We start from the raw sequence: 13746 nt of genomic DNA, 5'->3' as shown, positions 1-13746 counted from the left end.
GGCTCCCCCAGCCGGATCCTCCCCGAAACAGTCCCGCCCCGACCGCTTATTGAACAATGAAAAGTTTAAGGAACCAGCTTGTAGCCGCCGCTTTCTGTCACAAGAATTTCAGCATTGGAAGGATCGCGCTCGATCTTCTGGCGCAGCCGGTAGACGTGAGTTTCCAGCGTGTGCGTGGTGACGCCGGAATTGTAGCCCCACACTTCCTCGAGCAGGACGTCGCGCGTCACCACCTTCTGGTCGGCTCGATAGAGATATTTGATGATCGAGGCTTCCTTCTCGGTCAGCCGCACCTTGCCGCCGCGCTGGTCGATCAGAAGCTTCTGGCTGGGCTTGAACGTGTAGGGCCCGACCGAAAAGGTGGCGTCTTCGCTCTGCTCGTGCTGGCGCAGTTGTGCGCGTATGCGGGCGAGCAGCACGGCGAAGCGGAACGGCTTGGTGACATAGTCGTTGGCGCCGGCCTCGAGGCCCAGAATTGTGTCGGAATCGGTATCGTGGCCGGTCAGCATGATGATCGGCGCCTTGTAGCCGCCCTTGCGCAGGATCTTCACCGCCTCGCGGCCATCCATGTCGGGCAGCCCGACGTCCATGATGAGCAGGTCGATGAGCCCGCCGCGCGCCGCGGCGACGCCTTTGGCGGCGGTCGCTTCCTGCAAGACGTCGAATTCTTCGTAAAGGGCCAGTTGCTCGACGAGGGTTCCGCGCAGGTCGTCATCGTCGTCAACGATCAGAATGGTACGTGATGTCATGGATCAATCCATTGTTTTGAAAAGAATTTTCAGTTGACCGCCCCCCATTTATGCGGAAGCTGACCGGCGCAACAGTCCGATCACAGTGATTTGTTCCGTGACACGATCATACAAGAAAAAACGCGATCGCAATGCAGCCGGCGCAATTTTGCCGAAAGGGCTGCGTGTGCTGGTGGTTCGGGCGAGGCCGGGCAACCCCAGCCAGGGGATATTGCAGGCCGGCAGCAAGGTGTTTGCCTGCGCGCTCGGAGGCGGCGGCATCTCAGCCAACAAGCGCGAAGGCGACGGTGCGACGCCGCTTGGCGAGATGCGGATTTTGTCAGGATATTTTCGGGGCGATCATTTCGCGGCCGGCCGCAAAACCCGGCTGGCGATGGCGCCGATCGGCGCCGATCTCGGCTGGTGCGAGGTGCCGGACGACCGCAACTACAACCGGCCGGTGAAAATCCCCTATGGCGCCAGCCATGAGCGAATGCGGCGCGACGACCGCCTCTATGACGCCTGCCTTGTGCTCGACTGGAACATGGCGCCGCGCCGGCGCGGCCGCGGCAGCGCCATCTTCTTTCATCTGACCCGCCCAGGCTTCACACCGACGCAAGGCTGCGTGGCGGTGACAGCGCGGACAATGGCGCGGCTGTTGCCGCTGGTGTCGGACCGGACGGTGGTGAGGGTGGTGAGGTAGGGAGTAGGGAGTAGGGAGTAGGGAGTAGGGAGTAGGGAGTAGGGAGTAGGGAGTAGGGAGTAGGGAGTAGGGAGTAGGGAGTAGGATGGTCTCGGCGTCGTTTCAATCCTTCACTACTCACTACTCACTACTCACTACTCACTACTCCCTACTCACCATTGCCTAACGCCTTCTCGGCTTCTGCCACCCAGTGTCCAGCAATCCAAGCCGGCCGAGTTCCCGGTCCACGGCCCGCGTCACGTCCTTGCGCTGCGCGCCGACATCGCGCAGTTGGCGATCCGAAAGGTCCTCCACGTCCTGGCGCGGCAGGTTGATGGCGACTTTCGCCTGGCGAAGCCAGTCCGTTACGGCATGCAACCAGTTCGAGCGAGCTGCTGGCGAGTTCAAAACGAAGATGGACATGATGCGCTCCGTGTTCCGCCGGATATCAAATCCGGCTTGATGGTGTTTCGATGGATGCATCATGCCGCATTGAAATCCATAAGAGAAACGAGTAGTTCTTTTCGGACCGTCAAGTTTTATTTGAGGATACGGTGATGTCCCGTCTGTTGCCCGGAACGCGCGCGCTGAGGACTCTGGAAGCCGCCGCCCGCCACCTCAATTTTACCCGCGCTGCCGACGAGCTCGGGCTGACGCCGGCGGCGGTCAGCCACCAGATCAAGGAAATCGAGGATCAGCTCGGGCTGGTGCTGTTCACGCGAACCAGTCGTACCATCCGGTTGACCGAGGCAGGTACGGTGCTGTTCGAGGCCTCGATCGATGCGCTCGACCTGCTCAACCGGGCGGTGTCGCGGGCGCGCAAGCTGACGCGCGGCACGGCATTGCTGAAGGTGACGCTCGACGCGCAGTTCGCGTCAAAATGGCTGATGCGGCGCGTCGACGATTTTCGCAAACTTCAGCCCAGTATCGAGCTGAGGTTCGACATCGGCTACGAAGTGCGCGATTTCGAACTCGACGACGTCGATGTCGGCATCCGGTTCGGGGTCGGCAAGTATCCGGGGCTTCGCGCCCATCGCCTGTTCGACAACATCCTCATTCCGGTGTGCAGCCCGAGCCTGCTGACCTCCGGCCCGCCGCTGCGCGAACCGCGCGACCTCTTCAACCACACGCTTGCCCATATCGAATGGTCGCGCCAAGGCGTGACATGGCCGAACTGGCGCATGTGGATGGCGGCGGCCGGCATCAACGATTTCGACGACAGTCGGACTATCGTGTTTGGAACCTCCACCGATGCCGTGCAGGCGGCGCTCGACGGCAATGCCGTGGCGCTCGCCGAGTTCGCCATGGTGGCAAACGACCTTTCCCAGGGAAGGCTGGTGCAGCCCTTTGAACTCGGTCTGCGCGTGGGGCCGGAGTTCGGCTACTTCCTGGTCTATCCCGAGAGCACTGCCAACGATCCGCGCATCATCGCTTTCCGTGAATGGATCCTCGACGAAGTCGCCAGGACGCAGACCTGACGACTTCTGCAGGCCTCAGCCGGCGACCGGCGTCCCGAACCAGCCTATCACCGCGCCGATGATCAACAGCACGCCGAGCCAGTGGCCGCCGTCGATCAGGGTCAGGTCCCAGCCGAAATTCTCATAGCGATGGTTGGCCGTCAGCGTCGTGGCGACGAAACCCAGCCAGAGGACGAAGCCGAAGACCAGCCCTACGACAAGGACCGGCTCGCCGCCCGTCATCGCGCCGACGACCAAGGCCAAGACCAGCGCCATGATCAGCTCGGCGATGAAGGAGATGATGAAGGGCAATATTGATTTCTTTGACGTTGACGGATCGATCCTGGCCGCCCTCATCCAAGGCTTGCTGAGGGCCGTGTACCAGACGGCGCCAAACAGCCACGCCGCGACGGCCGCGACAGCCACCGCCAGCCAGTTCACCACTGAAAAATCCATAAAGTCCTCCCCTCAAGCATGCAGCCCAAAGCCTGACGGTTCTGGGATAACGACATGCGTATTCTTCAAATCAATGCGCGATGGAACGCCTGTTCGGCAATGCCGTCAAGCGAAGCGCCACACCGTGGTGCGCTTGACAAGGGCGTCCTCCAGCGCCCGCGTCACCGCCACTTCGTAGACGGCGAGCGGCTCCAGTCCCGCCTTCGGCATGTAGGAGCGGCCCGGATCGCCGACGAGGATGTCAGCGCCGCGCGCCTTCAGTGTCGAAAACCACGGCATCAGCGTGTCGGCGAAGGATTTGTCGTAGAAGACGTCGCCCGCCAGTACCACGTCCCAGCCGGCGTCGGTGCCGATGCAGTCCGTGCCGCAAAAGTCGATGGCAACGCCATTGGCCTCTGCGTTGAGGCGGATCGCCGTTTCGCAGAACGGGTCGATGTCGGCGGCGATCACGTGCGCCGCACCCGCCTTGGCGGCGGCGATGGCGACAAGGCCGGAGCCGGAGGCGAAGTCGAGCACGCGTTTGCCCCGCACATCCGACGGATTGTCCAGCACGTAGCGGGCAAGGCCCTGACCGCCGGCCCAGGCAAAGGCCCAGAACGGTGGCGGCAGGCCGATTTCGATCAGCTCGTTCTCCGTGCGCTGCCAGAGGTCATGCGCTTCGTCGGCCAGATTGAGGACAATCTCCGGCACATGCGGCGGCGACATAAGCGCCGTGTTGTCGAGAATGAACTTTTTCGCGCTGTTCGGCGTAAGGACCGTCACGGAGCCGGCGTCAGGCCGCCCATGCGGCAGACTTCCTTCCATTCGGCCGGCGTCACCGGCTGTACGGAAAGCCGTCCAAGCCGCACCAGCGCCATCTCGGCAAGCTTCGGATTGGCCTTGACCTGCTCCAGCGTCGGCGGGTTCGGCACGTCCTTGAAGGCGCGGATGTCGACGCATTCCCAGCGCGGATCGTCGGTGGTGCTGTCGGGATGGGCAAGCCCGCAGACTTCGGCAATGCCGACGACGTTCAGCCCTTCATTGGAGTGATAGAAGAAGCCGAGATCGCCGATCTGCATCGCCTTCATGTTGTTGCGCGCTGCATAGTTGCGCACGCCGTCCCACTGCGTGCCGGCCTTGCCCTTGGCCTTCAGCGCCTCGAAGGAGAAGACCGAAGGTTCGGATTTGAACAGCCAGTAGTTCATGTCTTTGCTCCAACTACTATTTTTTGCGCAATTCCGGACGGAAAACCGTTACACAATTTTCCTGGGATCGCTCTAGGCGCCGCCGGAACTAACTAGCCGCCGGCTTGTTGAAGGTCCAGTTCCACTGGCGGATTTCGACACTTTCGAACAGCCCGGCCTTGGCATAGGGGTCGGCAGCCGACAGCGCCTGCGCACCGGCGAGGTCGGGCGCTTCCACGACGACGAGGCTGCCATTGGGCTTGCCCTCGGCGTCGAGGAACGGGCCGGCAAAGGCCAGTTTGTTGTCGGCGTTCAGGCGTTCGAGAAAGGCGACGTGGACCGGCCGCGTATCGACCCGCACCTGCAGGCTGCCCGGCTTGTCCTTGCAAATCAACGCAAACAGCATGTTAAACTCCGGTTTGTTTGGGGATCAGAGGTCGGTTTCGGTTTTCAGGGGTCGCGTCATCAGCGCGGACACAGCCTGCCGAATGGTGATCGTGCCGTCCAGTATCGCCGACACCGCAGCGATGATCGGCGCGTCGATGTGGCGCTCGGTGGCGATGCGGGCGGCGATCGCCGCCGTCGGCACGCCTTCGGCGAGCGGCAGTCCGGCCAAGGGCTTGCCTTGCCCCAGCGCCAGCCCATAGGCGAAATTGCGCGACTGGGCCGAAGAGCAGGTGAGCAAAAGGTCGCCGAGGCCGGAAAGCCCCATCAGCGTCTCCGGCTTGGCGCCGAAGGATGCCCCGATGCGGCGCAGTTCGACGAAGCCGCGTGTCACCATGGCGGCCTGCGCGCTGGCGCCGAGCCCAGCGCCGGTGACGGCGCCAGCGGCAATGGCGAAGACATTCTTCAAAGCGCCACCAATCTCGACGCCGATCAAATCGTCGCTGGAATAGCAGCGCAGATTCTGCGCCGAAAAGCGCGCGGCAAGCTCGGCCGCCAAGGCGTCGTCGGGGGAAGCAACCACGACAGCGGTCGGCAGACCCCTGGCCACATCGGCGGCAAAGCTCGGACCGGACAAGGCCGAAACCGGAGTTTCGGGCAGGATCTCACCAACGATCGCCGACAGCAGCGCGCCGGTGTCGCGCTCGATGCCTTTGGCGCAGAGAACCAGCGGGATGCCTTTCGGCATATGGGGCTTTGCCGTCGTCAGCATGGCGCGCAGCGCCTGCGCCGGCGCCACGGCCAGCGCGCAATCGGCATCGGTCAGGGCCGTGCTGATATCGCTCGTCGCCGCAATGCCTGTTTCAATGGCGATGCCGGGGAGATAACGCGGGTTCTCGCCGCGGCGGATCGCGGAAACCGTCTCTTCGTCGCGGGCGTAGAGCCGGACATCGTGACCGGCGCGTAGCATCGCCAGCGCCAGCGCCGTGCCCCAGGCGCCGCCGCCAAGCACGGCAACGCGCCAGCCGGTCTTGTCCCTGCCGCTTGTCTTGCCGGCGCTCATGCTTTCGCTCCACGCCGGCCGGAGCCGACCATCGGCGCCGAAATGCTGTCCAGCGGCCAGCGCGAACGCGGCACGAAATCGAAGCCGTTCTCTTGCGACAAGCCTGCCCGCAACCGCTCGATCCCGGCCCAGGCGATCATCGCCGCATTGTCGGTGCAAAGCTTCAGCGGCGGCGCGACAAAGGCGAAGCCGGCCTCGGCGCACTGCTTCTGCAGCGTCGCCTTGATCGCTCTGTTGGCGGCGACGCCACCGGCAACGACCAGCGCCGGCTCGGCCTTGTCCGGAAATTCGTCACGGAAGCGGGCCAGCGCGCGGGCCACGCGGTCGCCAAGTGCGTCGGCTACCGCCGCCTGGAACGAGGCGCAGATGTCGGCGACATCCTGCTCGCTTAGCGGCTGGATGGCGGTCGCCGCCTGGCGCACGGCGGTCTTGAGGCCGGAGAAGGAGAAATCGGGCTGCGCCGAGCCCCTCATCGGCCGCGGAAAGGCAAAGCGCGTCGCATCGCCCGACATTGCCGCCTTTTCGACGTTCGGGCCGCCGGGATAGGGCAGGCCGAGCATTTTGGCCGTCTTGTCGAAAGCTTCGCCGAGCGCGTCGTCGATGGTCGTCGCCCAGCGTTGGTAGTCGCCGACGTCGCGCACGGCGACGATCTGGGTGTGGCCACCGGAGACCAGCAGCAGCAGATAGGGAAAGTCGAGCCCGTCGGTCAGCCTTGCGGTCAGTGCGTGGCCTTCGAGATGGTTGATGGCGATCAGCGGCTTGCCGGCGGCCGCTGCAATCGCCTTGGCCGTCATCAGGCCGACGATCAGCCCGCCGACCAGGCCGGGGCCGCCAGTGGCGGCAATGGCGTCGATGTCGGCCAGGGCTACGCCCGAATCCGCAAGAGCGGCCTCGACAATGCCGTCCAGCGCCTCGACATGGGCGCGCGCGGCGATCTCCGGCACGACGCCGCCGAAGGCGGCGTGCTCCTTGATCTGGCTGAGCACGATGTTGGACGCAATCACCGGCACGGAATCACCGTCCAGCGTCACCACGCTGGCGGCGGTCTCGTCGCAACTCGTCTCAATGCCCAGAACGCGGATCAATTCGTCGCTGTCTCCAGAGATTGTGTCGCCGGACTTTCCTAGTTAGAGGGAGTGCCGGAAACGCAAAGCCAGCCGGGGGTTATCACGGACCGCGCGCCATGCAAACTTTGAAAATCGGAACACGCGGCAGCCCGCTGGCGCTCGCCCAGGCGCATGAAACGCAGGCGCGGCTGATGGAAGCGCACGGCATGCCGGCGGAAGCCTTCGAGGTCGTCGTCATTTCGACCAGCGGCGACCGCATCCAGGACCGGCCGCTGTCGGAAGCCGGCGGCAAGGGTCTGTTCACCAAGGAAATCGAAGAGGCGCTGCTGGCCGGCACGATCGATATCGCCGTGCATTCCTCCAAGGATATGCCGACAGTGCTGCCGGACGGGCTGGAGCTGTCCGCCTTCCTGCCGCGCGAGGATGCGCGGGACGCCTTCATCGGAAAGGCGGTGAAGCGCATTGTTGATTTGCCGCAAGGCGCCAAGGTCGGGTCGTCTTCGCTCAGGCGCCAGGCGCTGATCCGGCGCATGCGGCCGGACCTAGACGTGGTCATGTTCCGCGGCAATGTGCAGACCAGGCTGCGCAAGCTGGAGGAAGGCGTCGCCGAAGGCACGATCCTCGCCTATGCCGGGCTGAAGCGGCTCGGGCTCGGCCATGTCGTCACCGACCTGATGCCGCTCGATGCTTTTCCGCCGGCGCCGGGACAAGGCGCAATCGGCATCGAAACCCGCATCGGCGACAGCGAGGTCGAAAAGATGCTGGTGGCCATCCATGATGTGCCGACAGGCCAGGCGCTGGCCTGTGAGCGCGCCTTCCTGGCGGCGCTCGACGGCTCCTGCCGCACGCCGATCGCCGGCTATGCGACGATCTCGGGCGGCAGGCTGGTTTTCGCCGGGCTGATCATTTCGCCCGATGGCACGCAATCGCATGAGGTCAAGGCCGAAGGCTTGGCGCTGGATGCCGCTGACATCGGCACGGACGCGGCCAGGATGGTGCGGGTCAAAGCGGGCGAAACCTTCTTCGACGGCTGGGTCTGATATGCGTGTCCTGGTGACGCGGCCGCAACCTGGGGCGTCGCGAACCATGCGGCGGCTGCAGGAATTGGGATTTGAGCCGCTCCTTCTGCCGCTGACCGAAACGGTGACACTGCGGGTTGGCGCCGATGCTGCGAGCGACAATGCCGTGGCCGTCGCTGTGACCAGCGCAAATGCGGTGCGGCATGCGCCGAAAGAACTCATTCGTGCGCTCGCCGCCTTGCCTTGCCATGCCGTCGGACGCAGGACGGCTGAAGCGGCACGTTCGACAGGGTTCTTGTCGGTCAGCGAAGGGGCGGGCGACGCCGAGCGGCTGGCCGAGGCGATTGCTGCCGGCCTTTCCGGCAAGGCGGTCGTCTATCTCACAGGGCGCGTGCGGTTTCCGGCATTCGAGGCGCGGCTGCGAAAGGCCGGCGTCGAGGTCCGCACCGTCGAAACCTACGACACGATTTCGCTCGATTATTCCGATGCTGAAATCCGTACACGCCTGTCCGATCAGGCGGTCGACGCGGTGCTGCTCTATTCAGCCAAGGCGGCGGCAGCGTTGCAGGCCTTGGCCAGCCGGGCGGAACTGCGCGATCTCTTTGAAAACATGCAGGCTTTTGCGCTCTCCGAGCGCGTGGCAGCGGCGTTTGACAATGCCGCCGGCAAAAAAATACGCATTGCGCGGGAACCGCAGGAGGAGGCGCTGCTTGAGCTGTTGCACCGCGGCGACTGAGCCCCGTGTCATCACGCCGCCCCTTTTCACCTGATGATGATGTGCTAGACCATTTTTCAAACCATCACGCGCCGTCGGGCGCCCAGACGAAGCAGGATTGCGGAGCCCAGGCATGGTCAAGACGCCGAAGATGCGACATTCGAAAAGCCGCCGCGAGCCGGTGACCATCGAACTCGAACCCGGCGCTGTCTCGCGCATTGCCGATGCGGATGCCGCCAAGACGGATGTCGCCAACTCGGACGACGTCGAGGCCCCGGCAGGGTCGGTTGCGGCTGAGGATGCGGCTGCCATGGCCAATGCGCAGCCGGAGACGCCTGACGAGCCCGTTCATGCCGATCAAGCCGATCTCGAGCCGTGGGAGCACTCCGATGCCGCGGCGCAGGCCGCTCCCGAAAGCGCCGATGCCAAGGCGTCCACCCAGGCGGAGCAGCCTTACCCCACTGCTTCGGATGCGCCACCGCGCGCCAGAACCTCCGACTTCAGTTTCGAGGATGCCTCGCCCAAGCCGGGTGCACCCAAGGAAACCCCAAGGACAGCCGGGAACCAGCCCATGGCCGCGCAACCGAAGCGCACGAACGGCATTGCCGCCGGCATCATCGGCGGTGTCATCGCGCTGGCTGCCGCCGGGGGGCTGCAGTTTGCCGGCGTGCTTGGCGCTCCGGGCTCAGGGGCGGGCACGGTCTCGCTCGACGGCGTCAATGGCGAGATCGCTTCGCTGAAGCGCGAAATCGCCGACCTCAGGGAAGCCAGCGGCAATGGCGCCGCAACGGCCAAGGTCGACGGGCTGTCTTCGGCGCTGGATCAGGTCAAGGCCGATGTCGCATCGCTGAAATCGGCGGTCGAAAAGGACGGCGCCGGCGACAATGCCGGGCTTGCCGCGCTTGGCGACAAGGTCAAGCAGATCGAGACGGCGGTTGCCGCCCTTGGCCAGGCCGGTGGTGCAGCGCCCGTCGATCTCGCGCCGCTCAATGAAAGACTGGCGGGCCTCGACGCACTGGTGAAATCGGCCGGTGAGGCAGCCAAGACGCAGGAAGGCAAGATCGCCGCGCTGGAGCAGTCGGTGACGCAGCTCGCCGGCAAGGTCGATGCGCAGGCCTCGCAGCCAAAGATCGCGATGGCCATCGCCGCTTCGGCCTTGAAGGCGGCGCTTGACCGCGGCGCGCCGTTCGCCGCCGAGTTGGAGACCTTTGCGGCGATCTCGCCCGATGCACCGCAGATTGCAGCGCTGCGCCCCTACGCTGAAAAGGGCGTCCCGACCCGCACCGAGATCGCCGGCGAGGCCGACGCCGCGGCCAATGCGATGGTCGCGGCGGCGACGCCGGTCGATGAAAATGCCGGCTTCTTCCAGAACCTTTTGTCGAGCGCCGAATCGCTGGTCAAGGTCCGGCCGATCGGCGGCGTCGAAGGCGCCGGCGCGCCGGAAACCGTGGCGCGCATCGAAGTGGCGGTCAATCAGGGCGACTACGCCAAGGCGCTCAGCGAATACGCAACGCTGCCGGATGCGGTCAAGGCTGCTGGCGCCGACTTTGCCGGCAAACTGAAGGCGCGCATCGACGTCGAGACGCAGGTCGACGCGCTGATTGCAGGAGCGATGAAGGCATGAGGACGACACGATGATCCGCATTCTCATCTTTCTCGCCGCCGTCTTCGCCCTCGGTCTGGGCTTTGCCTGGCTGGCCGATCGTCCCGGCGAGATGGTCGTTACCTTCAACGGTTACCAATACCAGGTCAGCCTGATGGTGGCGGCGGTGGCGATCGTTGCCGTCGTCGCAGCGGTGATGATCGTCTGGTGGCTGATCAAGTCGCTGTGGAACAGCCCATACACGATCTCGCGCTATTTCCGCGTCCGCCGCCGCGACCGCGGCTACCAGGCGCTGTCGACCGGCATGATCGCAGCCGGCGCCGGCGACGGCGCGCTGGCCCGCAAGAAGTCCAAGGAAGCCGCCAAACTGATCCGCTCCGACCAGGAGCCGCTGATCCAGCTGCTCGAAGCGCAAGCCTCGCTGCTCGAAGGCGACCATGAGGGCGCGCGCGAAAAATTCGAGGCCATGCTCGACGACCCCGAAATGCGGCTGCTTGGCCTGCGCGGGCTCTATCTCGAAGCCGAACGGCTCGGCGACCGCAACGCGGCGCGTCACTATGCCGGCCGCGCCGCTTCCGTCGCGCCGCAACTGGCTTGGGCCGCCGAATCGACGCTGGAAGATCTGACCGGGCGCGGCGACTGGGACGGCGCGCTGAAGCTGGTGGAGGCGCAGAAGTCGACCAGGCAGATCGAACGCGACGCCGCCAATCGCCGCCGCGCCGTGCTGTTGACCGCCAAGGCGCAGGCGCTGACCGACAGCGACCCCAATGCAGCCAAGGCAGCGGCACTCGAGGCAAACAAGCTCGCGCCCGATTTCGCGCCGGCCGCGGTTGCAGCCGCCAATCTTCTGTTCAAACAGAACGATGTGCGCAAAGGCTCGAAGATCCTTGAGGCAGCCTGGAAGGCTGAGCCGCATCCCGAGATCGCCGAGCTCTACACCCACGCAAGGCCGGGAGATGCCGTGGTCGATCGTCTCAACCGGGCGAAGAAGCTGCAGGAGCTGAAGCGCAACAATGCCGAATCGTCGATGACGGTGGCGCGCGCCGCGCTCGATGCGCAGGATTTTTCCACCGCCCGCCGCGAGGCGGAAGCGGCGATCCGCATGGATCGCCGGGAAGGCGCTTACCTGCTGCTGGCCGATATCGAGGAGGCAGAGACCGGCGACCAGGGCAAGATCAGGCAATTGCTGTCCAAGGCGGTCCGCGCGCCGCGCGATCCGGCCTGGGTCGCCGACGGCGTCGTCTCCGAACGCTGGGCGCCGGTATCGCCGGTCAGCGGCAAGCTCGACGCTTTCGCCTGGCGCGCGCCGATGGAGCGGCTGGGCCAGCTCATCGACAGCCATGAAGAAGCGTCCGAAGCCGATGTGCCGGTGCTTGCGGCACCCGCCAAGCCGGCAAAGGAAGCCGAAGTGATCGATCATCCGGCCATCGCCAGGACGAGCAGCGAGGCGCCGATCGAGCCGAAGCCTGCTGTGGGCGACGACCAGGTCACACCGGTCACTTCCGCCGCTTTCGCCGCAATACCACCCGATGCCGAACCCGTCGAACCTGCCGAGGAACTGGCGCGGCTGCCCGACGACCCCGGCGTCGACCCCGATGACGAAGCGGAGAAGTCACCGCGCCGCTTCCGCCTGTTTTGATCCCTGAAGCATGATCCCAAAAAGTGGATACCGGTTTTTGGAAAAGATCATGCTCCAATAAAGTGAAGTGAGCACCATGTTCGAACGCGTCCTGGCCTTTCTGAAAGACCTGCCCTCCGGGGCTGGGGCTCGCGCGAATGCGGACGATCCGCGCGTTGCGGCGTCGGCTTTGCTCTATCATGTGATGAATGCCGACGGCGTACGCCAGGATGTCGAGTGGGAGCGGTTCAAGCAGGTGCTGGCGCAGAGCTATTCGATCAGCGGCGACGAGCTCGATGCACTGGCTGCCGCCGGCGAGCGCGCCGACAATGAGGCGATCGACCTCTATGCCTTCACCAGCGTCTTGAAGCGCCATCTCGACGCCGAGGCGCGCAAGGCTTTCATCGGCCTGATGTGGGAAATCGTCTATGCCGACGGCGAACTGCATGAACTGGAGGACAACACCGTCTGGCGCGTTGCCGAACTGATCGGCGTCGAGCGCCAGGATCGCGTCGAGGCGCGCCGCAAGGCGGCGGCCGCCGCGCCCGACGCCAGCGGAACGTCGAGCGACGAATAGGATTCCGCCTTTCCATGCCGCCCAGACCGAGCTCGAAACCAAAAATCCTGATCGTGCTGCATCAGGAGACTTCGAGCCCCGGCCGGGTTGGCCACATGCTGCTCGAGGAAGGTTTCGACCTCGACATCCGCCGGCCGCCTCTTGGCGACAGCCTGCCGGAGACGCTGGAGGGACACGCCGGCGCCGTGGTGTTCGGCGGGCCGATGAGCGCCAATGACGAAGATGAGTTCGTCCGCCGCGAGACCAACTGGCTCAATGTTCCGCTAAAGGAGAATCGGCCCTTCCTCGGCATCTGCCTTGGCGCGCAGATGCTGGCCAATCATCTCGGCGGCAAGGTCGAGGGGCATGGCGAGGGGCTGGTCGAGATCGGCTGGTATCCGCTGAAGCCGACCGAAGCCGGCAAGAAGCTGCTGCCTTGGCCCGACATGGTCTACCAGTTTCACCGCGAAGGCTTTTCGCTGCCCAGGGATGCGACGCTGCTGGCGACGGCGGAAACCTACCCCAACCAGGCTTTTCGCTATGGCGACAATGCCTGGGGCATCCAGTTCCATGGCGAACTGACCCGGTTGATGATGCAGCGCTGGGTGGTGCGCGGCGCGCACCGTTTCGAATTGCCCGGCGCGCAGCCCGGCCGCGACCATCTCGGCGGCCGGCTGATCTGGGATATGCACCTCAAGCGCTGGCTGAGCGAATTTTTGAGCCTGATCTTCGGCAAGCCTACTGAGGGATAGAGCAAAATCCAACTACTCTGAACGGCCGAGCTTGCCCAAAGACGACTTACCTCTGGGAGGCGTGTACGATGGATCCGGGACCTTAGCCCGTTCCCGCAGATTTGGATTGCGCCCCAAACACTCCGATGGATCGAAAAACTCCGTGGCGCATTTAAGCTTCGGCTAATAACGGCCCCAGGAGAGAACCAATGAAGAAGACGCTGCTCATTTTGAGCCTACTCATTCCGCTCGCGGCATGCTCCCGCACCGAACAAGGCGCTGCCGTCGGTGGTTTGGGTGGCGCAGCTGTAGGCGCAGCAGTGGCCGGCGACCCGGTAAAAGGGGCGGTTGTTGGCGGGGCGGTCGGAGCGCTGGCCGGGGCGGTCATCGGGCACGCCAGCGAAGCCGGCCAGTGCAGATATCGCGGTCGGAACGGTCGAGTTTACGTTGCTCAGTGCCCGGACGGCTACTGATCTCAAAGACGCGTGATCTCTTTCGATCACG

The 13746-nt window shown here is 64.6% G+C and carries 17 protein-coding genes; 9 read left to right on the top strand and 8 right to left on the bottom strand.

Annotated elements, in window-relative coordinates:
- Positions 1–65: 65 nt before the first annotated feature.
- Complete coding sequence (locus NLY36_RS14350) at positions 66–749, bottom strand: response regulator transcription factor (RefSeq protein ID WP_023670493.1); 684 nt, start codon at positions 747–749, stop codon at positions 66–68.
- A 145-nt stretch (positions 750–894) separates the two neighbouring features.
- Here NLY36_RS14350 and NLY36_RS14345 point away from each other — a divergent pair, with 145 nt between their 5' ends.
- Positions 895–1431, top strand: a complete 537-nt coding sequence (locus NLY36_RS14345; RefSeq protein WP_245260317.1) for a L,D-transpeptidase family protein — start codon at positions 895–897, stop codon at positions 1429–1431.
- A 162-nt stretch (positions 1432–1593) separates the two neighbouring features.
- Here the strand turns inward: NLY36_RS14345 and NLY36_RS14340 are convergent, their stop codons facing one another.
- Positions 1594–1833, bottom strand: a complete 240-nt coding sequence (locus NLY36_RS14340; protein WP_023670491.1) for a hypothetical protein — start codon at positions 1831–1833, stop codon at positions 1594–1596.
- 134 nt (positions 1834–1967) lie between these two features.
- On the opposite strand from NLY36_RS14340, the gene gcvA reads away from it, so the two are divergent.
- Positions 1968–2888: a transcriptional regulator GcvA gene (gene gcvA, locus NLY36_RS14335; RefSeq protein ID WP_023683901.1), complete on the top strand. Its 921-nt coding sequence runs from the start codon at positions 1968–1970 to the stop codon at positions 2886–2888.
- 15 nt (positions 2889–2903) lie between these two features.
- Here the strand turns inward: gcvA and NLY36_RS14330 are convergent, their stop codons facing one another.
- The 6 genes from NLY36_RS14330 to tsaD all read right to left on the bottom strand — a co-directional run bounded on the left by NLY36_RS14330 (position 2904) and on the right by tsaD (position 7015).
- Positions 2904–3323: a DUF1761 domain-containing protein gene (locus NLY36_RS14330; RefSeq protein ID WP_023736794.1), complete on the bottom strand. Its 420-nt coding sequence runs from the start codon at positions 3321–3323 to the stop codon at positions 2904–2906.
- A gap of 105 nt (positions 3324–3428) precedes the next feature.
- A complete protein-coding gene (locus NLY36_RS14325; protein ID WP_023702382.1) occupies positions 3429–4127 on the bottom strand; it encodes a class I SAM-dependent methyltransferase in 699 nt (232 codons plus the stop codon).
- The gene (locus NLY36_RS14320) at positions 4082–4507 is read right to left on the bottom strand and encodes an EVE domain-containing protein (protein WP_023683904.1); all 426 of its coding nucleotides are present in this window, start codon (positions 4505–4507) and stop codon (positions 4082–4084) included. The genes NLY36_RS14325 and NLY36_RS14320 overlap by 46 nt, the downstream gene beginning before the upstream one ends.
- Positions 4508–4595: 88 nt before the next feature.
- Positions 4596–4892, bottom strand: a complete 297-nt coding sequence (locus tag NLY36_RS14315; RefSeq protein ID WP_023687732.1) for a YciI-like protein — start codon at positions 4890–4892, stop codon at positions 4596–4598.
- A gap of 24 nt (positions 4893–4916) precedes the next feature.
- The gene (locus NLY36_RS14310; RefSeq protein ID WP_023710204.1) at positions 4917–5933 is read right to left on the bottom strand and encodes an NAD(P)H-dependent glycerol-3-phosphate dehydrogenase; all 1017 of its coding nucleotides are present in this window, start codon (positions 5931–5933) and stop codon (positions 4917–4919) included.
- Positions 5930–7015, bottom strand: coding sequence for a tRNA (adenosine(37)-N6)-threonylcarbamoyltransferase complex transferase subunit TsaD (tsaD, locus tag NLY36_RS14305; RefSeq protein WP_198020867.1), 1086 nt, complete (start codon positions 7013–7015; stop codon positions 5930–5932). Before tsaD ends, NLY36_RS14310 begins: the two co-directional genes overlap by 4 nt.
- A 101-nt stretch (positions 7016–7116) precedes the next feature.
- On the opposite strand from tsaD, the gene hemC reads away from it, so the two are divergent.
- From hemC to NLY36_RS14270, 7 genes are all read left to right on the top strand, one after another.
- The gene (hemC, locus tag NLY36_RS14300; RefSeq protein WP_023736796.1) at positions 7117–8040 is read left to right on the top strand and encodes a hydroxymethylbilane synthase; all 924 of its coding nucleotides are present in this window, start codon (positions 7117–7119) and stop codon (positions 8038–8040) included.
- A 46-nt stretch (positions 8041–8086) separates the two neighbouring features.
- Positions 8087–8755: a uroporphyrinogen-III synthase gene (locus tag NLY36_RS14295; RefSeq protein WP_245260311.1), complete on the top strand. Its 669-nt coding sequence runs from the start codon at positions 8087–8089 to the stop codon at positions 8753–8755.
- 112 nt (positions 8756–8867) lie between these two features.
- A complete protein-coding gene (locus tag NLY36_RS14290) occupies positions 8868–10358 on the top strand; it encodes a COG4223 family protein (RefSeq protein ID WP_023736797.1) in 1491 nt (496 codons plus the stop codon).
- 10 nt (positions 10359–10368) lie between these two features.
- A complete protein-coding gene (locus tag NLY36_RS14285; protein WP_023736798.1) occupies positions 10369–11976 on the top strand; it encodes a heme biosynthesis protein HemY in 1608 nt (535 codons plus the stop codon).
- Between the two features lie 76 nt (positions 11977–12052).
- Entirely contained in the window at positions 12053–12532 is a 480-nt protein-coding gene (locus tag NLY36_RS14280; RefSeq protein WP_023687738.1) for a tellurite resistance TerB family protein, read from the top strand.
- A 14-nt stretch (positions 12533–12546) separates the two neighbouring features.
- Complete coding sequence (locus NLY36_RS14275; RefSeq protein ID WP_023834670.1) at positions 12547–13263, top strand: glutamine amidotransferase; 717 nt, start codon at positions 12547–12549, stop codon at positions 13261–13263.
- A gap of 188 nt (positions 13264–13451) precedes the next feature.
- On the top strand, positions 13452–13715 hold the full coding sequence (locus NLY36_RS14270; RefSeq protein ID WP_023670477.1) for a YMGG-like glycine zipper-containing protein: 264 nt from the start codon (positions 13452–13454) through the stop codon (positions 13713–13715).
- The last annotated feature ends 31 nt before the right edge of the window (positions 13716–13746 follow it).

It is taken from the genome of Mesorhizobium sp. C399B (assembly GCF_030323185.1).
Classification (GTDB): Bacteria; Pseudomonadota; Alphaproteobacteria; order Rhizobiales; family Rhizobiaceae; genus Mesorhizobium.
Note: the sequence above shows the minus strand (reverse complement) of the source record. Positions and strands in the feature narration are given on the sequence as shown.